The sequence below is a fragment of the Shewanella sp. YQ_9 genome (assembly GCF_043103185.1).
GTDB classification, from domain to species: domain Bacteria; phylum Pseudomonadota; class Gammaproteobacteria; order Enterobacterales; family Shewanellaceae; genus Shewanella; species Shewanella algae.
This window is the reverse complement of sequence record NZ_JBICJO010000065.1, coordinates 1-20,251: the sequence shown is the minus strand read 5'-3', so window position 1 is coordinate 20,251 and position 20,251 is coordinate 1. Positions and strand designations below refer to the sequence as shown.

Here is a 20,251-nt window from a genome sequence, read left to right as displayed (position 1 = left end):
TGTAAATTACTGCTTATCAGTTGAAAATGCCGACCATATGGCGTTGAATCGGCATAATACAGCGATTAGCTCTAATGCTGATACGTTTTAATACAAATTTACAATTTAACCTCGAAAGGGCCCAACATGTTTGCCGGATTGACCCAAGTATCAAACTCGGCCTCTGTCACCAGTCCTGACTCCAACGCAGCTTGCCTCAGACTAATGCCTCTTTGGTGGGCGTCCTTGGCGATTTGGGCAGCCTTGGCATAGCCTATGTGAGGATTGAGGCTGGTGACCAGCATCAAGGAGCGCTGCAACTGCTTGGCGATCATCTGGCGGTTGGGTTCCAGCCCCGAAGCGCAGCGTTCATCGAAGCTCAGACAGGCATCACCCAGCAATTCGGCACTTTGCAGCAGATTGGCGGCGATGAGCGGCCGAAAGACATTGAGCTGAAATTGGCCGTTGCTGGCACCTATGCTGACGGCAAGATCGTTGCCCATCACCTGAGCCGCCACCATGGTCAGCGCCTCGCACTGAGTCGGGTTAACCTTGCCGGGCATTATGCTGGAGCCGGGTTCGTTGGCAGGCAACTGCAGTTCCCCTATACCGCAACGGGGGCCGCTGGCGAGCATGCGAACATCATTGCCTATCTTCATCAGGCTGACCGCCAGGCGCTTGAAGGCGCCGCTGAGTTCCACCATGGCATCGCTGGCACTCAGTGCCTCGAACTTGTTGGCCGCGCTGACAAACTGCTCACCACTGAATGACGATATCAGTTCGGCGGCGCGCTCGGCATAACCTGCGGGAGAATTGAGCCCAGTCCCCACGGCTGTGCCGCCAAGAGCCAATTCACGGCAGTTTGCCAAAGCCTGCTCTATGGCGCCTATGCCTTTATCCAACTGAGTCACCCAGGCACTGATCTCCTGTCCCAGTGTCAGTGGGGTGGCATCCATAAAGTGGGTGCGGCCGGTCTTGGTAATATTGGCGAACTGTTGTGACTTGCGTTTGAGGGTATCGCGCAGTGCACTTATGGCCGGCAGTGTTTGTCTGCAGGTCTTGAGCACTACAGCGATATGCATGGCGCTGGGGAAGGTATCATTGCTGCTCTGGCTGCGATTGACATCATCGTTCGGGCTCAGGCTGATGGCCTTATTTGCCAGAGCCATGCCTCGATTGGCTATCACCTCATTGAGGTTCATATTGGTTTGGGTGCCGCTGCCGGTCTGCCAAATGACCAGTGGAAAGTGCTGCTCCAGTTGGCCCGCCAAGATTTCATCGCAAACTCTGGCGATGAGCGCCGCCTTGTCCTTGGGCAGTTGCCCAAGCTCGGCATTGGTCTGGGCTGCGGCTTTCTTCAACAGGGCGAAGGCGTGGATGATGGCCTTTGGCATACTCGCTTGCGGGCCTATGGGGAAGTTTTCCAGACTGCGCTGGGTCTGGGCGCCCCAGTATTTGTCTGCCTCTACCTTGACCTCGCCCAGAGTGTCTTGCTCAATCCGATATTGCATTGCCGCCTCCTGTCGTCTGTTGCCGTCCTCAGCATAGCATGGCCTTTGGGTCTCTCCTGAAATAATCCGCCGGGTTTCCCGGTCTGGATTGAGCGGCCTGTTTCAGGCCTGGATTCTGATTTTTACAAAAGGAGTAAGCATGAGAGTATCGGTTTGGTCTGCGTTATTGCTCTTGGGGACTCAGTTGGGGGCTTTGGGCTCCAGTTCGGTAATGGCGGCTCAGGCAAATGATTTTATTCAAGTATTTGAAGCACTTTCCGGTAAACATCCGGGAGAACGTAAGGGGCATGCCAAGGGAATTTGTACCATTGGCAGTTTCCGGCCAAGTGCAGGGGAGCCCTGGCTTAAGGAGTTACCTCTGTTTGCCACAGAGCAAGCTCTGCCCGCTCAGGTACGTTTTTCCATGGCGGGCGGCGATCCTTTTGTGGCCGATACCAGTCGCAGCCCAAGGGGGATAGGCGTACGCATCGAACTGCCGGATGGGCAGGTGCATCAGTTGGCCGGGCTGACCACGCCAGTGTTTCCGGGGAAAAATCCCGACAGTTTTCTTGGTTTGCTGCGCGCGTCATTGGCTCAGCGTGAGGGGGAAGCCGGCGCGGTTGCACGCTATCTACAGCAGCATCCGGATGCCGCCCGCCAGGGGCAGTGGCTCAAGCAGCACAATCCGCCGGCGGCCTATACATCGGTCAATTACTTTGGCATTCACAGCTTTATCTTTGGTAATGAAGACCAGCAAAAGCGCTTTGGTCGCTGGGAGCTTTGGCCTGTGGACGGAGAGCAGCCTCTGACGGATGCCGAGATGACACAATTGCCGAATGATTTTCTGCAGGACAGGTTGATGCAGAGGCTGAAAACAGGACCGGCTCAGTTTGAGCTTAAACTGACCCTGGCCGAGGAGGGGGATCCCTTACTGGACCCTTCACAGCAGTGGCCGGATAACCGGCCCAGGGTCACTCTCGGGCGCCTGACCATAGACTCGGTTGCGGCTTCGGCCTGTGACAAGCTGAATTTTGATCCCAATGTGCTCAGTAAAGGGATTGCCGCCAGTGATGACCCTGTGCTGCGGCTGAGATCCGCGGCTTATGCTATCTCTTTCGGCAAGCGTCTAAGCGGCCAGTAACGGCAATAAAATGACAGGAACGAACCTTAAAAATGTAGCGCTTTATAGTTGTTATATGTACATTTTTTATCGTTGGGGGCGATAACAGTGTGTCAGGTTCGCTCCTGTCGAAACTTTAACGGATTAGGGTAAACTCCTGGCTCAACTGACGAATGCGCTGCTGCAGTTGCAGCAGTTCTCCCATCAGCCGGGATTGCCTGGGCCTGCTTGTTGTTTCATTCTGTGCCAGCCATTGATAAACCTGTTTGGTGGAGATCCCATGCTGACGGGCAACGTCAAACATGAGCCTGCCGTTTTGGGTCACTTCCTTAATGGCTTGCTGTCGCAGCTTCTGCTCGTTAATTTCCATACTGCCTCCTTGATGGTTCAAGAATGGTTTTCCAGAGCTGTGATTCCACCTCTGCTATTCCACATCCCATTGGCTGTAGCCCAAGTGCTTGAGGCAATGCCAGAGTGAATGCCAACTGCTGCGCATTTTCATCAGTGTTTTCATAATGACTCCTGAACAGTGGAATACTGCTTTATAGGTATGTAAGAAACATGCCAGTTTTTAATCTTCTTTTAACTTGTTGATATAAAAGAAAATTGATTCATTTCATTATTAGGTGTACCTGCCTGGCACCACCCAATAGAGTGCAGTCTGCTCTATTTTGGGGTTTTACTTGATGTCAGCGCCGTGACACTTGGCTGACAATCCGGGTCAGGAAATGTCGGATTTGACTGAATCTATGCTGAACGCCGTGCGGATTTGCCGCCTCTATGGCCTCCGGGGGATTGTCTGCTTGAGGTGCTGCTATATACTTTGGCGCCAGGTAGGTTCCGCTTAGCTTGGAACAAGCAGACGAAGGAAAAATAACATGAAAAAGCGCGCTTTTCTGACAGCCCCTCTGTTGCTGGCAATGCTGGCAACTGGCTGTACCACTGTGAATCCTTATACCAATGAGCAACAGACTGCCAAGGCGACCAACGGAGCATTGATAGGTGCCGTAGCCGGCGCGGCCATAGGTGTGGCCTCCTCCAGCAAGAGCGACAGGGGCAAGGGTGCCCTGATCGGGGCAGCATCCGGCGCTGCCGTAGGCGGTGGTATCGGCTATTACATGGATGTGCAGGAAACCAAGCTGCGTCAGCAACTGGCGTCTACCGGTGTCAGTGTGACCCGGGTGGGCGATACCATAGTGCTCAACATGCCCAATGAAGTGACTTTCCAAGTCGATAAGACAGATCTCAGTAGCGGCGCCATGCGGGTATTGGACAGCGTAGTGCTGGTGGCCAAGGAATATGACAAGACTCAACTGAATGTAGTGGGTTATACCGACAGCAGTGGCTCTGAGTCCTACAACCTGAGATTGTCACAGGTTCGCGCCAGTGAGGTTGGTAATTACTTGATCCGTAAAGGTGTATCCGGACAGCGGGTATTGACCCAAGGCCGAGGTGAGGCCAGCCCAATCGCTTCCAATGCCACCCCTCAGGGACGGGCACAGAACCGTCGGGTAGAGATTATTCTTAGTCCTCTCGGCTAAGATTTTAAGTTTAAGGGTCGCTTAGGCGGCCCTTTTTATTGGGTCAAATTGTCCCTTTCTTCGGTTTTCCCTGTCAGGTGGCGTGATCTTGAGGGGAATTTATGACAAGTTTTGCCGTGGTGCGTTGATTTGTGATGCGGTTTGGTTGAGTTTAGCGGCATCTGTATCTTATACACCGGAGAAAAATAAATGAAAAAGAGCGTCTGCTTACTCGCCCTGTTACTGCCCGCCTTCTCTCAGGCGGCGGATCTGGAGTTCAGGGCCGCGGGAAGTTTGAAGACCGCCATGACGGATGTTATCGCCAGTTATCAGGCCGATGGCGGCGTTAAGGTCAATGCCCAGTTTGCCCCTTCAGGCTTGCTCAGAGGCCGAATTGAAGAGGGCGAAAAGGTAGACCTGTTTGCTTCGGCCAATATGAAACACCCACAGAAATTGATGCAGGAAGGCAAGGGCGCGCCTGTGGTGATGTTTGCCCGTAACCGCCTGTGCGCCCTGGCGCAAGATAATGTTCCTCTGACGACAGAGAATATGCTGGATACTCTGCTGGACAGCAAGATCAAGCTGGGCACCTCCACTCCCAAGGCCGACCCTGCCGGTGACTATGCTTTCAAGGTGTTTGACCGCGCCGAAGCTATCAAGCCCGGTAGTCAGGCCAAACTGGCGGCCAAGGCGCTCAAGCTGACCGGTGGCGCCGACAGTGCCAAGGCGCCGAAAGGCAAAAATCCCTATGGCTGGGTGATGGCCAACAAACAGGCGGATGTATTTTTAACCTACTGCACCAATGCCGTATTGGCCAAGAAAGAAGTGCCTGATCTCAAGATAGTGGCGTTGCCCGAGTCGCTGGCAGTGGGTGCCAACTATGGCATGCTGGTGCTGGATAAGGCCGACTCTGCCGCCTGGCCGCTGGCTATGTATATTCTCTCTCCCAAGGGACAATCCATTCTGGCCTCTTACGGCTTTGAAGCACCGCTTAAGCCCTAAATCTCTATCCGGCGGAAGCGGGTTTTACTCTGGAGATGTGCGAATCAGTTGCTTTGAACTGACTCGCACTCTCTTTATGGGTATTTCACGGTTTTTTGGCCAAATCAGCTTGCGCAGGCAATTATTATCCTTCTAAAGTAGGGCATTATGTCCTTGCCAAGGGGGGAGCATGCTCGAAACCAAAGGCTTACCGATAGCGACAGATTATCTCGGCGACGAGGTGAGATTTATCCGCCTTTGTTATGACAGTCAGGGCTTGGATATCGAGCTGAGTGTTGAGGGCAGCCGGGCATTGGTGCACTTTGACTCTGTGGTTGGCTTTCGGATGCTGGATGAAGGCGATCTGATGGAGTTCTGGACCGAGTGCAGCCTCTCCAATGGCTGGTTGTTTCGTATCTCCAACGGTGGTTGGTATCGCCAGGAGGCCGAACGCAGCGGCTTTATGGCCAGCGCCAATCTCAAGTTGCAGGAATATCTGCTGGTGAGCCGCAATGAGTGTGTCTCTGTCTTCTGTGAACAGGATGAGCCCAAGGTGCACTGGCTTAAAGACTGACCCGCTATCTTCCACCGTCAGAGGACGAACCTGGTCGCCCCCTGCTATTTCTGCAATTCATCTAGGCCAGAGCTTCAGCAAGCCTTCAGCCCATTAGAAACATAGCTTCAGCTCATTAAAACGAGAGTCGCCAACCCCAGGAAGGCGAACAGGCCTATTACATCCGTCACAGTCGTCAGCACCATGCCGCCGGCCAGCGCAGGGTCTACATTGAGTTTTTTCAGGATCAGCGGAATACTAGCCCCGGCGAGACCGGCTACCGTCATATTGATCAACATGGCGCCGCCAATAAGGGCGCCGAGTGCCAGATCGCCTTTCCAGATCCACACGGCAGTGAATACCAGCGCCGACCACAACAGGCCATTGAGAAATCCGATGGCCAACTCCTTGCCGATAAGCCAGCGGGAGTTGCTCTGGCCTATGTGGCCGAGGGCGATACCGCGGATCACCAGCGCCAGTGTCTGGTTGCCGGCAACGCCGCCCATGCTGGGCACTATGGTCATCAGAATTGCTATAGTGGCGAATTTTTCCAGCGTGCCTTCAAACATATTGCTGACCGAGGCGGCCAGCAGGGCGGCAAACAGGTTGAAGGTCAGCCATAGGGAGCGGCGAAAGGCACTCTTGAACACGGGGCCGAAGGTGTCTTCATCATCGTCCATCCCCGCCATACCCATCATGGAGTGTTCGGCGTCTTCTCGGATAACGTCCACCACGTCATCAATGGTGATCCGCCCAAGCAGATGGCCTTCGCTGTCGACCACTGGCGCCGAGACCCAGTCGTGGCGTTCAAACAGTTGGGCCACTTCATTGTCCGGCATGGTGACGGGAATGCTCTCAAGTTCGGGATCCATTATGCTGCGGATCCCGGCGGTGGGATTACAGGTTAGCAGGCTGGAGAGCTTGACGCCGCCGAGTAATATGTCGCGCCTGTCCACCACATAGAGGGTATCAGTGGCTTCAGGCAATTCGCCTCTTTGGCGCAGATAACGCAGCACCACATCGACATTGACGTCAGGCCTCAGGGTCACAGTATCTGTATTCATCAGACTACCGGCGCTGTCTTCCGGATAAGAGAGCGCCTGTTCGACCCTGGCCCTGTCCTGCGCACTCATGGAGTGCAGTACCTGCTTGTAGAGGGTATCGGGAAGGCTCCGCAGCACATAGGCCAGGTCATCGGTATCCATACCCGCGGTCGCTCGCGCCAAACGCTCAGGACTCATAAGGCTGATCAGCTGGTCTTTCATATCCTCACCCAGCTCTTCGAGGATCTCGCCGCTCTGCTCCTGATCCACCAGTTGCCAGAGTACCTGACGGGTACGCGGCGGTGAAGATTCGAGAATAAAGGCGATATCCGAAGCCGTCATTCGCTGCAGCATGTCGCGCACATGCACGAACATACCACTGCTAAGAGCTTGGTTTAGTTGAGTAAGACGTTGTTCTGTCAGCTCTTGGTCGAGCGCTTCTATTGGCATGCAGTTCCCCCTGTGATGCAAAGCGAGGATATGTTACCTCAAGACTGGGGTGTTATAGAAACAAAGAGTGCAGCGCTAAGGCTTTAGCTGGCTTCGTCGAAACGGGCGTTGATCAGGGCGCAGATAGCGTCCATCGCGGGTTCGGCATCCGGGCCTTCGGCGATGAGGCGAATACTCTTGCCTTGGCCGGTTTCCAGCATCAAGAGCCCAAGCACACTGGCGGCCGAGGCTTTTTTCTCGCCTTGGATCAGGGTGATATCGGCTTCGAACTCGCTGGCCAGCACCGCCAGCTTAGTGGCGGCGCGGGCATGCAGGCCCAGCTTATTGACTATGGTGACTTCCCGTTCAACCTTTGCCATTACTCAGCTCCCGGTGACGGGCCTGTACCTTGTGTTTGCTGTTGCCAAAACGCTTGGCGAGCTGCTCAGCGACATAGACAGATCTATGCTGGCCGCCGGTGCAGCCTATGGCTATGGTGAGGTAACTGCGGTTGTTGCGTTCCAGGTGCGGCAGCCAAGTTTCCAATAGATTTTCTATCTGCCAGATAAACTTGTTCACCAGTGGCTGGCGGCTGAGAAACTCCTGCACAGCTTCATCCAGCCCGGTCAGTGGCCTGAGCGCCGGCTCCCAGTGAGGGTTGGGCAGAAAGCGCACATCAAACATGAAGTCGGCTTCCTGAGGCATACCATGCTTAAAGCCGAACGACTCGAAGTTGATCACCAGCTCTTTATCGACACTGCCAAGCAGAATTTCCCGCACTGTGTCACTGAGTTCATAGATGTTCAGCGCCGAGGTGTCTATGTAGTGATCCACCAGTTTCGACATGGGTTCCAGCAGCTTGCCTTCGAGCTTGATGGCATCCTGTAGTGAGACTTTGCTCTTGGACAGGGGGTGCAGTCTGCGGGTTTCGCTGTAGCGCTTCAGAAGCACTTTATCAGAGGCGTTGAGGAAGAAGCTGGTCAGTTGGGTGTTTTCCGGCAAGGCCGCCAACTGTTGTTCCAGCACCTTTTCCTGATCCGGCATATTGCGCACATCTATGCTGATGGCGACCAGATCATTGCTGCCACGGAGGTTTTCCAACAGGCTGCCAATCATGGGCAGGGGGAGATTATCCACACAGTAGTAACCCAGGTCTTCGAGTACCCTGAGGGCAACGGATTTTCCGGAACCGGAGCGGCCTGAGACTATGGCGAGTTTCATCCTGTGATCACCTGATAGAGTTCTGTTTCGTCGCTGGATTTTCGCAACTGCTTGAGTATCGCCTTATCGCTGAGCTTTTCAGCCATGGCGGATAGGGTACTCAGGTGTTGCTGACATTGATCTGCGGGCACCAGGAGGGCGAACAGTATGTCCACCGGCTGGTTGTCTATGGCATCGAAGGCGATAGGCTCTTCGCATTTGACCAGCACGGCAATCGGCTCTGTAATGTCCGGTAGTCTGCCATGCGGAATCGCAATACCATTACCTATACCTGTGCTCCCCATCTTTTCGCGGGCCAAAAGGCTTTCAAAAATCGCTTGAGAGGAAAGGGTGGGGTACTGGGCGCTAGCGAGATCGCTAATCAGCTCCAGTACCTTTTTCTTACTGCCCGGAGTGGCACAGGTAGTGCACTCCGGCCGCAGGATGGTACTCAGTTCCATCGTTAGTGTTTTGTCAGCTTTTCTTTGTGTTTAATGACCTGACGATCCAATTTATCAATCAGAACGTCGATGGCGGCATACATGTCGGCATGTTCAGAAGTTGCATAGACTTCGCCGCCTGTGAGGTGGATCTTGGCTTCGGCTATCTGTTGCAGTTTTTGTACATTGAGCACAACGTGCACATTATTGATCTGTTCGAAATGGCGTTCAAGTTTAGAAAACTTACTTTCCACGTAGTCACGCAGTGAGTCGGTGATCTCGATATGATGTCCTGTCAGGTTGATTTGCATAGAAAGATTCCTCCAATTTCCAACTGTGGATTTATAAACTCTTACGCTGGTTCGACGGTGGTATCATCATAGCCTCGCGATACTTGGCTATGGTGCGTCTTGCAACGTTGATTCCCTGTTCTGCCAGAAGTTGCGCCATCTTGCTGTCGCTCAAAGGCTTCTTCTGGTTTTCCGCTGCCACGAGCTTCTTGATAAAAGCCCTGATCGCCGTGGAAGAGCATTCTCCGCCATCTTCGGTGCCGACATGGCTGGAGAAGAAGTACTTCAATTCAAATATTCCCCTGGGGGTATGCATATACTTTTGAGTGGTGACCCTGGAGATGGTCGATTCATGCATCTCGACCGCCTCGGCAATATCGTTGAGCACCATGGGTTTCATGGCCTCTTCACCATATTCAAAAAATCCCTGCTGGAACTGCACTATACAGTTGGCCACCTTGAGCAGGGTGTCGTTGCGGCTCTCCAGGCTCTTGATAAACCATTTGGCTTCCTGAAGATGACCACGAATAAACTGGCTGTCTGATTGACTGCGGGCGCTACGGGCCATGGCAGCATACTGCTGATTGATCCCGAGTTTGGGCATACAGTCCGGGTTGAGTTCTACTACCCAGCGGCCGTTTTTCTTCCAGACACTGACATCAGGGATCACATATTCCTCGTCCATCGGCTGCACCAGCAAGCCGGGGCGGGGATTGAGACTCTGGATAAGGTTGATGGCGTCACGCAGTTGATCTTCCTTGAGCTTGGTCTTGCGCATCAGGGTGCGGAAGTCACGGGCAGCAATGAGATCCAGATGTTCGTCAATCAACAAGCGGGCGTCGGCCAGATGTGGGGTGTCGGTGTTGAACTGTTGCAACTGGATCAGCAGGCATTCGCGCAGATCTCTGGAGGCGATGCCGACAGGGTCAAAGTGCTGGATCCGCTTGAGTACTGCCTCGACTTCATCGAGCTCAATCTCAGGGTTGCCCATGGCTTCGAGGATCTCCTCTGTGCTCTGGGTCAGATAGCCCTGCTCGTCGATGGCATCAATAATGGCGGTGGCAATGGCGTCGTCGGTATCGGAAAACGGGGTCAGGTTCTTCTGCCATTCCAGATGTTCATAGAGACCTTCGCTGGTTTCACCCTGGAAGGGCATATCATCTTCACGGCCCATGGCCGGCCCTGAGGCGCTGGCGGCGGTAAAGACTTCGTCCCAGGTGGTATCCATAGGTAATTCATCCGGCATAGACTCATTGTTCAATGCCTCTGAGGTTTCTACCGTGGAACCATCTTCCTGCTTGGCGCTCAACTCGCCGGCGTCGTTTTCCTTGTGGTTGTCGTCGATAGCGTCATCCTGGTTGTCCTCGGCCATTTCCAACAGAGGGTTGGCTTCCAAGGCTTCCTGGATTTCCTGCTGCAGCTCAAGGGACGACAGTTGCAGCAGGCGAATAGCCTGTTGCAACTGAGGTGTCATGGTCAACTGTTGACCCAGTTTGAGCTGGAGTGACGCTTTCATTATACCGCTAATCCCTACTCGTTATTTTTCAAGGAAAAAATTCAATAATAACAAACTATAATACCCGGAATTGCCACCGGATGACATGATCCTAACTATAGCCTGAATTGTTCGCCTAAGTACACAGCACGCACTTGCTGGTTGTCCAAGATTTCAGCGGGTGTGCCCTCGGCGATCAACTGCCCATGGCTGACTATGTAGGCTCGCTCACAAACGTCGAGTGTTTCGCGAACATTGTGGTCTGTGATCAGCACCCCCAAACCGCGGGACTTAAGCTGTTCGATGATTTTCTTGATATCGATAACTGAGATGGGATCCACACCGGCGAACGGCTCATCCAGCAAAATGAACTGTGGATTGGCGGCCAATGCCCGGGCGATTTCCACCCGGCGGCGTTCGCCGCCGGAGAGGGACATCCCCAGGCTGTCACGTATGTGGGTAATATGGAATTCTTCCAGCAACTGTTCGAGTTGTTCCTCGCGCTCGTCGCTGTTGAGTTCTTTGCGGGTTTGCAGCACGGCCATGATGTTGTCATGCACCGACAGCTTGCGGAAAATACTGGCTTCCTGTGGCAGGTAGCCTATGCCTTTACGGGCTCGCAGGTGCATGGGATCCAGGGTCAGCTCGTCGTCGTCAATGAAGATACGGCCCTTGTCACTCTGTACCAGCCCAACCACCATGTAGAAGGTGGTGGTCTTGCCAGCCCCGTTGGGGCCCAGCAGCCCCACGATTTGGCCGGTATTGACCGACAGGCTGACGTCTTTGACGACGTTGCGTTTCTTGTAACTCTTTGCCAGATTCTGTGCCGTCAGGGTGCTGGTCATTGCGGCTCCTGCTGCTGTTCTTTCTTGTTGAGATCCTGATAGTTTTCCGGCTGGATAACAGTGGTTACCCTGTCTTGGCCTTTGCCGCTGCTTTCCGCTTCCAGCTGCTGCTTGTTGATGTCGTAGACTATCTTCTCGGCGGTTACTTCGCTGCCGTCTTGTTCTACTTTGGCCTGGCCCAGCAGGGTCATGATACGACTGTCTATGTTGTAGTGGATCTCTTTGGCCTTGGCACTGGCCAGACGGCCGTCTTCCAGTTTCTGGGTATAGGTAGCGGGTGAGCCCTTGGCCACCAGGATCCGCTCGCCACTCTTGTCTTCTGTGTAAGCCGTGAGTTCATCGGCCAGCAGTTTCAAACTGCCCTGGGTGACTGTGACAGGCCCGCCGTATACCACACGCTTGTTTTTGATATCGGCAAACTGATTGGCGGCGCTGATCTGTACTTTTTGCAGCAGATCTTCTTCAATGGCCACTGCCGACAGGCTTGTGATGCACAAGAGGGCACCGATAAAAAGCTTACTTGGTTTCATAGGTTCCTTTCACCTGACTGGTCAGCTTCACTTGCTGAGCATTGAGATCGGCGTACAGGCCGGATCCCTTGATATTAAAGTCTTTGCCTTCGATCAGGATCTCGCGATCTGAGGTCATGATCATGGTGTCCAGATCCAGCTCCACATAACTGGTTTTCAGGCTCTGGATCGGTTCATTGGGGCTAATGGCGTCGATGATAACATTATTTTCAAGTACAACTCGGTTACTCTTGCGATTGAGCCTGCCCTCGTTGGCAGACAGACGCCACTGTGCCTCGCCCTTGTCCGGATAGACCAGATAAACCGGTTGGTTGAAGAAGGTCTTTTCACTGGCTTCATAATGTTCCATGTGCGCCGCGGCGACCCTACTGGCGACATTGCCCTGCTCATCAAAGTTGACCGAGCGCAGGTCATCGGCGACAAAGTCAGGCCTAACCACATCCACAGGCGCCTCACTCTGTTGAGCGTTGCGCTTGTTCTGCACCTGCCAGTAAAGGATAAGTGCAGTGGAGAAAAACAAAATAATGGCCAGGGTGACCCTATTCATATACTCATTCCGTGGGCATTTTCAAATTTGTCCTGACTGAGCAGGATAAGATCCGCCAGCTCCCGGAGTGCACCATGGCCGCCGGCAATCTGAGTGACCATGTGGCAGTGCTGCCTTACCCAAGGATGGCCATCGGCTACGCAAACCGCCAGCCCCACTTGCTTCATTACCGGCAAGTCGACAATGTCGTCACCTATATAGGCCACTTGTTCAGGCTCGAGGTCATAATGCTTAAGCAGCGCCTCATAGGGCTCCAGCTTGTTGTCTATGCCTTGATAAATCTTGTCTACCCCCAGGGCTGTCATGCGGTTTTCGACTATCTGGGACTTGCGGCCGGTGATCACCGCCACTTGAATGCCGCAGGACAGCAGCGAGCGTACCCCATAACCATCGCGGGTATGGAAGGCCTTCAGCTCTTCGCCGCTGTTGCTCATATAGATGCGGCCATCGGAGAAGACACCGTCGACATCACAGATAAGCAGTTTGATTTTGGCGGCTCTTTGCCAGTTATCTTCGCTTATGGGGCCGTAAAAACCTTGATGACTCATCAGATAACCCCCGCCTTGACCATATCCAGCATATTGAGTGCCCCAATTGGCTCATTGGCGCCATTGATGACGATAAGACCGTTGATGTCATTCTCGTCCATCACCTTCAGCGCCTGAGCTGCGAGGATATTGTCACCACTGGTGATGCAATTCCGGGTCATGACGTCGCTGATTTTTGTGGTACGCAGGTTGACCCCGGCGTCTATGACACGTCTCAAATCACCATCGGTGAAAATACCCACGAGTTGCTTCTGCTGATTGACCACGGCGGTCATACCCAGGCCCTTCTTGGAGATCTCATACAGGGCGTCGGTGATACAGATATCTTCTGTGACCAACGGCAGCTCTTCGCCTTTGTGCATCACATCGCTGACCTTGAGCAGCAGCTTGCGTCCTAAAGCGCCGCCGGGATGCGACAGGGCAAAGTCATCTTTGGTAAAGCCCTTGGCTTGCAGTAGCGCGACCGCCAGGGCATCTCCCATCACCAGGGTGGCCGTGGTGCTGGAGGTGGGTGCCAAGCCCAGCGGGCAGGCTTCTTCCTGCACCTTGATGCACAGATGCAGCTGTGCCAGTTTGGCCATGGTGGATTCTGGCTTGCCTGTCATGGAGATCATAGGGATCCCCTGGCGCTTGATGACGGGTATCAGGGTCAGAATTTCGCTGGACTCGCCCGAGTTGGAGATAGCCAATACGATATCGTTTTCACTCAACACCCCCAGGTCGCCGTGGCTGGCTTCGCCCGGGTGAACGAAGAATGCCGGGGTGCCCGTGCTGGCGAGGGTGGCAGAAATCTTGTTGCCTATATGGCCCGATTTCCCCATCCCCATCACTATCACCTTGCCGCTGCAGTTGAGGATCAATTCGCAGGCTTGGGCGAACTCGGGGGAATCAACAAACTGGTACAGGTTATCCAGTGCTTGTTTCTCGATATCTATTACTCTGCGGCCCCATTGGCGCAGTTGCTTAGCTTCTGCCATAGTTGTCTCTCGTCTTTTTGCCCTTCATCGCTAGTGGGATTGAAACAGGCTGTATTGATAGCCGATGAAGCTTATCAGTAGTAAGGCACCGTGCCAGCGTTTGAGTTCACGTTGTTTGCCTGTGCTCAGCACCAGGAGTGCCAGGGCACAACTGGTGCCCAAAACCATATAAAAGTCGCGTCCGGCCGCCGCGGCATCGATTACGCCCGGGGCGATAAGGCCGGGTATCGCCAGTACCGCCAGTATGTTAAACAGGTTGGAGCCGACAATATTGCCCATGGCCAGGTCGTCCTCTTTCTTGAGCACACCGGCCACACAGGCCGCCAGTTCCGGCAGGCTGGTGCCTACGGCAATGATGGTTAGACCGATAACCAGATCAGACAGTCCAAAAGACTTGGCGATGCCTACGGCACCGTCCACCATCCAATCCGCCGACAGCGGCAAGAGTACCAAGCCTATTATCAACCATAGTACCGCCTTGGCAGTGGGCACATCTTTGGGGATCTCGGCATCGGCTTCGTCGGCGAGCGGATCCTTGTTCTTATTGGTCAGCGCATGCCAGATAAGATAGCCCATCAGGCCGAAGAACAGCGCCAGTAAAATAACCCCTTCGCTGCGGCTAAGATACTCATCGTGCAGGAAGTAGCCCGCCAGCACTGTGGCACCCAGCATCATGGGGATCTCCCGCTTCAGGGTCTTGGAGCTGACGGCAATAGCCCCGAGCAGGGCGGTTAACCCCAGGATCAAGCTGACATTGGCGACATTGGAGCCCAGCACATTACCCACGGCCGTGTCCGGCATGCCGGCCATGGAGGCGCTGGCGGCAACGAACATCTCTGGGGCCGAACTGCCCATGGCCACTATGGTCAGTCCTATCAACATGGGGGGTAACCCCAGGTTACGGGCAAAAGCCCCGGCGCCATAAACGAATTTATCGGCACTCCAGACCAGGACGGACAAGCCAGCGAGCAGCAAGAAAATATTGAATAACATGCAGTAAACAAAGCTACGGATTCTGGCGTGCATTTTCGCCGTATTTGCTACAAATTGAAAGTATCACGGCGCGATACTATTGATTCAGTTGTGCGCTTATCCTCAATTGCGTACAATTTATCGCTTATCTTTGGCTTGGCCATACGGGTTACCGGGCGCCATTCAGCGTCAATTCAGTAAGCCTGCGGCAGTATCAAGCCTTATAACGGCGGGCCTTATGTGCCATGGCAGCTACAGCTGCGCCGTAACTTGAATTCCACTAGACAAGGTCTCCATTTCATTTTGATGCCGGAATCCAGCAAGCAGCAAAATCCTTCTCCCCTGGTCGAGGTCAGCAATCTCGGCTTCAGTCGTGGCTCGAGGGTGATTTATGAGCAGATAAGCCTCACGATTCCCAGGGGTAAAGTTACTGCCATCATGGGGCCCAGCGGCATAGGCAAGACCACGCTGCTGAAGCTCATCGGCGGGCAGTTGACTCCGGATCACGGCCAGGTGCTGTTCGATGGTCAGGACATTCATAAGCTGAGCCGCCACGAGCTGTTTGAAGCTCGTAAGCGGATGAGCATGTTGTTCCAGAGCGGCGCCCTGTTCACCGACATGAATGTGTTCGATAACGTGGCCTTTGCACTCAGGGAGCACTCAGGGCTGCCGGAAGCTATTATCCGCCGCATAGTGTTAATGAAGCTTGAAGCCGTAGGACTTCGCGGCGCAGCGCAGTTGATGCCAAGCGAACTTTCCGGCGGAATGCAGCGCCGGGCTGCCTTGGCCCGCGCCATAGCACTCGAGCCGGAAATGGTGCTGTATGACGAGCCCTTTGCCGGTCAGGATCCCATCTCCATGGGGGTGCTGGTGAAGCTTATCAAAGAGTTGTCCGATGCTTTGAGCCTCACCTCTGTGGTGGTTTCCCACGATGTCAGTGAAGTGCTGAGTATTGCCGACTATGTATATGTGATCGCCGATAAGCGCATCATAGCCCAAGGTACACCGGCCGAGCTTAAGCAGGCCGACAATCCACAGCTAAGGCAGTTTATCGACGGTATGCCGGACGGCCCCGTGCCTTTCCACTATCCGGCGCAGGATTATCAGAAGGAGTTGCTCGGTGAGCTTGACTGATTCGATAGCCAATCTTGGCCGCAATGCGCTGAGTCTGGTGACAGGGCTTGGCAAGGCGGGGGTGATGCTTTGGGGCGCCCTGATGCAGTTGCCACGGCCACGCAAAGGCTTGCCACTGCTGATAAAACAGGTTTACGTCGTCGGCGTGCAGTCCATGGTGATCATTTTGGTTTCCGGACTGTTTATCGGCATGGTGCTGGCGCTGCAGGGCTACAACATCCTGGTGGACTTTGGCACCGAAGAGAGCCTGGGCCCCATGGTAGCGTTGAGCTTGCTCAGGGAGCTTGGCCCTGTGGTCACCGCCTTGCTGTTTGCCGGCCGTGCCGGTTCGGCCCTGACCGCTGAACTGGGGTTGATGAAATCCACAGAGCAGCTCTCCAGTTTGGAGATGATGGCGATAGATCCGCTGCGGCAGGTGATTGCGCCGCGCTTCTGGGCCGGGGTGATCAGCATGCCGCTGTTGGCCTTGATGTTTACCACTGTGGGTATCTATGGCGGTTATCTGGTTGGGGTCGAATGGAAAGGCATAGACAATGGCGCCTTCTGGTCGATTCTGCAGGCCGCGGTGGAGTGGCGGCAGGATATAGTCAACTGCCTGATTAAAAGTTTTGTTTTTGCCATAGTGGTGACCTGGATAGCTCTCTATCGTGGTTATCAGGTGGTGCCTAATCCGGAAGGGATTAGCCGCGCGACCACCCAGACTGTGGTGCAGTCCAGCCTGGCAGTATTGGCGCTGGACTTCTTATTGACGGCGCTGATGTTTGCCCGCTGATTTTGGCGCCGGCGCATAATGGATGATTAACTCTGGTGACTCTATGTTGACACGAAAAATTGAATTTATGGTGGGACTCTTCCTATTGGCGGGTCTGGCAGCTTTTCTGCTGCTGGTATACAAGGTGGCCAATGTGGAGGTGCAGTCCTCTAACAATACTTACACTCTGACGGCCAAGTTCAGTAATATTGGCGGCCTTAAAGTACGCTCACCGGTAAAGGTTGGCGGCGTGGTTGTCGGCCGGGTCAGTAAGATCACCCTGGATCCCAAGCAGATGGTGCCAGTGGTGACTCTGACCATGGACAAGCGTTACGACCAGTTTCCCGAAACCAGCAGCCTGGCTATCTTGACCTCTGGCTTGCTGGGTGAGCAGTTCCTCGGCCTGACACCAGGGTTTATGGATGACGATATCGCGATTTTGCAAGATGGTGATCGCATCGATGATACCCGTTCGGCGCTGGTGCTGGAGGATCTGATCGGACAGTTTTTATATAGCATGGGTTCAAAGGACAACTAGGAGCACTGAGATGTTTAAAGGGATAATCCGTAATCTGTTGGCCGTCGCCTGTCTGGCGTCAGCAACTGTGGCACAGGCGGCCGATATCGATACCAGCAACCCTTATATCATGGTGGAGCAGGTTGCCGACAAGACATTCGATCGTTTCCATCAGGACAAGAGCATCATCGACAGCAATCCGGATCACCTCAAGGTGATTGTTCAAGAGGAGCTGATGCCTTATGTGGATTACAAGTACGCGGCTTACAAGGTGATGGGCCAATATCTGCAGCAAACCACCAAAGAGCAGCGTGATGCCTTTGTTGATGCTTTTGAGGGCTACCTGGTTTCCACCTATGCCCAGGCTTTTACCGAGTACACCAATCAGAAAGTGGAATTTGGCCGCGCCATCGACTTCAGCCAGGAAAAGATAGTCGAGGTGAATGTACAGATCATTGAAGCGGGTCGTCCGCCCATCAAGTTGCAGTTCAAGGCGCGTCGTTTGAAGGACGACAGCTGGAAGGCCTTCGACCTGGTTGCCGAAGGTGTCAGCCTGCTGGCCTCCAAGCAATCGGAAGTCACTACACTCATTCGTCAAAAGGGCATAGATGCCGTGATTGAGATGCTTAAAGAGCGTACTCAGGCTCACGTGGATCCCAATGGCCCTAAAGGCAAGGATGCGCTATGAAGCTGGAGCCACAGGGCGATAGCTGCAAATTGAGCGGGCGTTTGACTCAAGAAGAGGTCGCCCGCTTGTGGAAGACGCGCAAGACACTGCTGCCGGACGATGTGCGCCGGTTGGAACTCAGCGAGCTGACATACTCGGACAGTGCCGGCATGGCGTTTCTAATGGAGCTTGTCAGTCTCAGAAAGGGGGAGCTGACCCTGGCTTCTCCCTCGCCACAGGTGCGTAAGTTGATCGCCCTGTATGATTTGGATGCCTTCTTTACCACAGAGGGCCAAACTAGGTAAGTTTCCAATGGATACCAAAGAGATAGAACAAATATTAAAGGATTCACTCTCGTTGACGGAAGTCTATGTCAGCGCCGAAGGCAGCCATTTCAAGATAGTGGCCGTGGGTGAATGTTTCGATGGCATGAGCCGTATCAAGCAGCAGCAGGCCATCTATGCGCCCCTGATGGACAAGATCACCAGTGGTGAGATGCACGCGCTCAGTATCAAGACTTTTACGCCTACCCAGTGGCAGCGTGAAAAAATCTTCAACATGCCAGCCTAGAGTATCAATGTGGATAAACTGAAAATTCAGGCAAGCGGTGCGCTTGCCGGTAATGTGGTGATCTCCGGCGCCAAGAATGCTGCCCTGCCTATCCTGATGGCCGGGGTGCTGGCCGAATCGGAGTTTCTGGTTTCCAATGTGCCCCACCTGAGGGACGTCAGCACCAGCTGTAAGCTGCTACGCTGTCTCGGCGCAGACGTCACCGAACTGGGGCAGGGCCAGATACGTATCGATGCCAGCGGTATCAATGAGTTTTGCGCCCCTTATGATCTGGTGAAAACCATGCGCGCCTCAATTCTGATCCTGGGGCCCTTGCTGGCACGTTTCGGTAAGGCGGATGTGTCTCTGCCGGGGGGCTGCGCCATAGGAGCCCGGCCGGTGAACCTGCACCTGCATGGCCTGGAGCTGATGGGCGCCAAGATAGAAGTCGATGAAGGCTATATCAAGGCACGGGTCGATGGTCGCCTCAAGGGCGCGCATATCTTTATGGATATGGTCAGTGTTGGTGCCACAGAGAATCTGCTGATGGCCGCGGCCTTGGCCGACGGTGAAACCGTGATTGAAAACGCCGCCCGCGAACCCGAAGTAGTGGACCTGGCCAAGTGCCTTATCGCCATGGGGGCCAAGATTGAGGGCGCCGGAACCGCCACCATACGGATTCAGGGAGTGGAGAAGCTCAATGGGTGCCGTTATCGGGTGATGCCGGACAGAATTGAGACAGGCTCGTTCCTGGTGGCTGCAGCCGTGACCCGTGGCCGGATCCGTTGTCTGGATGCCGATCCTGGCTCGCTGGAGGCTGTGCTGGCCAAGCTGGAAGATGCCGGCGCCGAAATCCTTACCGGCAGCGACTGGATAGCCCTGGACATGAAGGGCAAGCGTCCCAAGTCAGTCAATATCAAGACTCTGCCTTATCCCGGTTTCCCAACCGATATGCAGGCGCAGTTCTGTGTGCTCAATGCACTGGCAGAAGGCACAGGCACTATCACGGAAACCATCTTTGAGAACCGCTTTATGCATGTGCCCGAGTTGAATCGTATGGGCGCCAACATGGAGCTGGAAGGCAATACCTGTATCATTCACGGTATTGAGCAGCTCAATGGTGCTCAGGTGATGGCGACCGATCTGCGGGCGTCGGCCAGTTTGGTGATTGCCGGACTGATGGCCGAAGGCACCACGGTGGTGGACCGTATCTATCATCTGGATCGGGGTTATGAGCATATCGAAGATAAGTTCAAAGGCCTAGGCGGTTCGGTAGAGCGTATCTCCTAACCCGATTGCTCGGTCAGTAAAAAACCACCATGAGGGTAATGCCGATCAGTTAAGACAGATAGCTTGAGGATCTAACTGAAAGGATCAAAATCCGATGACTCCATGTCATCGGATTTTTTTATGCAACTTTCAGAAACTTTGACGCGTACTCATATCAATCGTCTTACCTCAAGCGGTGGATTTCGTTGCTCGCAGCGCTGTCACGCAAGCGGCTGGGCTCTGATGTTGTTCTGTATGTGTAAGCGAAGTGACAGGATCTGGCATGAGAGAGCAGAACACCCACATTGGCGTGGACTCAACTTCTATGGGGCGATGGTATCGTGTGGCGATAGAGCTGATCGCTCAAACGGGACTGAGTTCCCTTCCCGTGATCTATTATTTGGA

The 20,251-nt window shown here is 54.1% G+C and carries 25 protein-coding genes and 1 pseudogene; 12 read left to right on the top strand and 14 right to left on the bottom strand.

What is annotated here, in order from left to right; genetic code table 11:
* Positions 1 to 98: 98 nt before the first annotated feature.
* Complete coding sequence (fumC, locus tag ACF8D4_RS18120; RefSeq protein ID WP_392466112.1) at positions 99 to 1,490, bottom strand: class II fumarate hydratase; 1,392 nt, start codon at positions 1,488 to 1,490, stop codon at positions 99 to 101.
* A 139-nt stretch (positions 1,491 to 1,629) separates the two neighbouring features.
* Between fumC and ACF8D4_RS18115 the strand changes: the two genes are divergently transcribed.
* Positions 1,630 to 2,610, top strand: a complete 981-nt coding sequence (locus tag ACF8D4_RS18115) for a catalase family peroxidase (protein ID WP_392466111.1) — start codon at positions 1,630 to 1,632, stop codon at positions 2,608 to 2,610.
* 115 nt (positions 2,611 to 2,725) lie between these two features.
* On the opposite strand, the gene ACF8D4_RS18110 is transcribed toward ACF8D4_RS18115, so the two are convergent.
* Positions 2,726 to 2,959: a transposase gene (locus tag ACF8D4_RS18110; protein ID WP_025011755.1), complete on the bottom strand. Its 234-nt coding sequence runs from the start codon at positions 2,957 to 2,959 to the stop codon at positions 2,726 to 2,728.
* 508 nt (positions 2,960 to 3,467) lie between these two features.
* Here ACF8D4_RS18110 and ACF8D4_RS18105 point away from each other — a divergent pair.
* The 3 genes from ACF8D4_RS18105 to ACF8D4_RS18095 all read left to right on the top strand — a co-directional run bounded on the left by ACF8D4_RS18105 (position 3,468) and on the right by ACF8D4_RS18095 (position 5,664).
* Positions 3,468 to 4,130 (top strand): OmpA family protein, encoded by a 663-nt coding sequence (locus ACF8D4_RS18105; protein ID WP_025011756.1) that lies wholly within the window; start codon positions 3,468 to 3,470, stop codon positions 4,128 to 4,130.
* Positions 4,131 to 4,319: 189 nt separating this feature from the next.
* Positions 4,320 to 5,111, top strand: a complete 792-nt coding sequence (locus ACF8D4_RS18100; RefSeq protein WP_025011757.1) for a molybdate ABC transporter substrate-binding protein — start codon at positions 4,320 to 4,322, stop codon at positions 5,109 to 5,111.
* Between the two features lie 169 nt (positions 5,112 to 5,280).
* Entirely contained in the window at positions 5,281 to 5,664 is a 384-nt protein-coding gene (locus ACF8D4_RS18095; RefSeq protein WP_115389763.1) for a hypothetical protein, read from the top strand.
* 107 nt (positions 5,665 to 5,771) lie between these two features.
* On the opposite strand, the gene mgtE is transcribed toward ACF8D4_RS18095, so the two are convergent.
* From mgtE to ACF8D4_RS18035, 12 genes are all read right to left on the bottom strand, one after another.
* Positions 5,772 to 7,136 (bottom strand): magnesium transporter, encoded by a 1,365-nt coding sequence (mgtE, locus tag ACF8D4_RS18090; RefSeq protein WP_025888608.1) that lies wholly within the window; start codon positions 7,134 to 7,136, stop codon positions 5,772 to 5,774.
* Positions 7,137 to 7,219: 83 nt separating this feature from the next.
* Positions 7,220 to 7,495 (bottom strand): HPr family phosphocarrier protein, encoded by a 276-nt coding sequence (locus tag ACF8D4_RS18085; protein WP_025011760.1) that lies wholly within the window; start codon positions 7,493 to 7,495, stop codon positions 7,220 to 7,222.
* The gene (rapZ, locus tag ACF8D4_RS18080) at positions 7,482 to 8,336 is read right to left on the bottom strand and encodes an RNase adapter RapZ (RefSeq protein ID WP_045283471.1); all 855 of its coding nucleotides are present in this window, start codon (positions 8,334 to 8,336) and stop codon (positions 7,482 to 7,484) included. The genes ACF8D4_RS18085 and rapZ overlap by 14 nt, the downstream gene beginning before the upstream one ends.
* Entirely contained in the window at positions 8,333 to 8,776 is a 444-nt protein-coding gene (gene ptsN, locus ACF8D4_RS18075; protein ID WP_025011762.1) for a PTS IIA-like nitrogen regulatory protein PtsN, read from the bottom strand. Before ptsN ends, rapZ begins: the two co-directional genes overlap by 4 nt.
* A gap of 2 nt (positions 8,777 to 8,778) precedes the next feature.
* Entirely contained in the window at positions 8,779 to 9,066 is a 288-nt protein-coding gene (gene hpf, locus ACF8D4_RS18070) for a ribosome hibernation promoting factor (protein ID WP_025011763.1), read from the bottom strand.
* Between the two features lie 31 nt (positions 9,067 to 9,097).
* The gene (locus tag ACF8D4_RS18065) at positions 9,098 to 10,561 is read right to left on the bottom strand and encodes an RNA polymerase factor sigma-54 (protein ID WP_186264980.1); all 1,464 of its coding nucleotides are present in this window, start codon (positions 10,559 to 10,561) and stop codon (positions 9,098 to 9,100) included.
* Positions 10,562 to 10,656: 95 nt separating this feature from the next.
* Entirely contained in the window at positions 10,657 to 11,385 is a 729-nt protein-coding gene (lptB, locus tag ACF8D4_RS18060) for an LPS export ABC transporter ATP-binding protein (protein ID WP_025011764.1), read from the bottom strand.
* The gene (gene lptA, locus ACF8D4_RS18055; protein ID WP_025011765.1) at positions 11,382 to 11,915 is read right to left on the bottom strand and encodes a lipopolysaccharide transport periplasmic protein LptA; all 534 of its coding nucleotides are present in this window, start codon (positions 11,913 to 11,915) and stop codon (positions 11,382 to 11,384) included. Before lptA ends, lptB begins: the two co-directional genes overlap by 4 nt.
* Positions 11,902 to 12,462 (bottom strand): LPS export ABC transporter periplasmic protein LptC, encoded by a 561-nt coding sequence (gene lptC, locus ACF8D4_RS18050; protein ID WP_025011766.1) that lies wholly within the window; start codon positions 12,460 to 12,462, stop codon positions 11,902 to 11,904. Before lptC ends, lptA begins: the two co-directional genes overlap by 14 nt.
* The gene (gene kdsC / locus ACF8D4_RS18045) at positions 12,459 to 13,010 is read right to left on the bottom strand and encodes a 3-deoxy-manno-octulosonate-8-phosphatase KdsC (protein ID WP_025011767.1); all 552 of its coding nucleotides are present in this window, start codon (positions 13,008 to 13,010) and stop codon (positions 12,459 to 12,461) included. Before kdsC ends, lptC begins: the two co-directional genes overlap by 4 nt.
* Positions 13,010 to 13,987, bottom strand: coding sequence for a KpsF/GutQ family sugar-phosphate isomerase (locus ACF8D4_RS18040; protein ID WP_045283473.1), 978 nt, complete (start codon positions 13,985 to 13,987; stop codon positions 13,010 to 13,012). The genes kdsC and ACF8D4_RS18040 overlap by 1 nt, the downstream gene beginning before the upstream one ends.
* 30 nt (positions 13,988 to 14,017) lie before the next feature.
* Positions 14,018 to 14,980 (bottom strand): calcium/sodium antiporter, encoded by a 963-nt coding sequence (locus tag ACF8D4_RS18035; protein WP_096141026.1) that lies wholly within the window; start codon positions 14,978 to 14,980, stop codon positions 14,018 to 14,020.
* 285 nt (positions 14,981 to 15,265) lie between these two features.
* Between ACF8D4_RS18035 and mlaF the strand changes: the two genes are divergently transcribed.
* From mlaF to ACF8D4_RS17995, 8 genes and pseudogenes are all read left to right on the top strand, one after another.
* Positions 15,266 to 16,093 carry a phospholipid ABC transporter ATP-binding protein MlaF gene (mlaF, locus tag ACF8D4_RS18030; protein WP_096141025.1) on the top strand — a complete coding sequence of 276 codons (828 nt, stop codon included), beginning with the start codon at positions 15,266 to 15,268 and terminating at the stop codon, positions 16,091 to 16,093.
* Positions 16,080 to 16,865, top strand: coding sequence for a lipid asymmetry maintenance ABC transporter permease subunit MlaE (mlaE, locus tag ACF8D4_RS18025; RefSeq protein WP_028779514.1), 786 nt, complete (start codon positions 16,080 to 16,082; stop codon positions 16,863 to 16,865). Before mlaF ends, mlaE begins: the two co-directional genes overlap by 14 nt.
* A 43-nt stretch (positions 16,866 to 16,908) precedes the next feature.
* Positions 16,909 to 17,382: an outer membrane lipid asymmetry maintenance protein MlaD gene (gene mlaD, locus ACF8D4_RS18020; RefSeq protein WP_025888614.1), complete on the top strand. Its 474-nt coding sequence runs from the start codon at positions 16,909 to 16,911 to the stop codon at positions 17,380 to 17,382.
* Positions 17,383 to 17,392: 10 nt separating this feature from the next.
* Positions 17,393 to 18,049, top strand: a complete 657-nt coding sequence (locus tag ACF8D4_RS18015) for a phospholipid-binding protein MlaC (protein WP_025888616.1) — start codon at positions 17,393 to 17,395, stop codon at positions 18,047 to 18,049.
* Positions 18,046 to 18,333, top strand: a complete 288-nt coding sequence (locus tag ACF8D4_RS18010; RefSeq protein WP_028779512.1) for a lipid asymmetry maintenance protein MlaB — start codon at positions 18,046 to 18,048, stop codon at positions 18,331 to 18,333. The genes ACF8D4_RS18015 and ACF8D4_RS18010 overlap by 4 nt, the downstream gene beginning before the upstream one ends.
* A 7-nt stretch (positions 18,334 to 18,340) precedes the next feature.
* Positions 18,341 to 18,598, top strand: coding sequence for a BolA family protein (locus tag ACF8D4_RS18005; RefSeq protein ID WP_025012084.1), 258 nt, complete (start codon positions 18,341 to 18,343; stop codon positions 18,596 to 18,598).
* Positions 18,599 to 18,607: 9 nt separating this feature from the next.
* On the top strand, positions 18,608 to 19,867 hold the full coding sequence (murA, locus tag ACF8D4_RS18000) for a UDP-N-acetylglucosamine 1-carboxyvinyltransferase (RefSeq protein WP_392466100.1): 1,260 nt from the start codon (positions 18,608 to 18,610) through the stop codon (positions 19,865 to 19,867).
* 151 nt (positions 19,868 to 20,018) lie between these two features.
* Positions 20,019 to 20,196, top strand: a pseudogene (locus ACF8D4_RS17995) (IS4 family transposase); the annotation flags it as partial.
* Positions 20,197 to 20,251 lie beyond the last annotated feature (55 nt).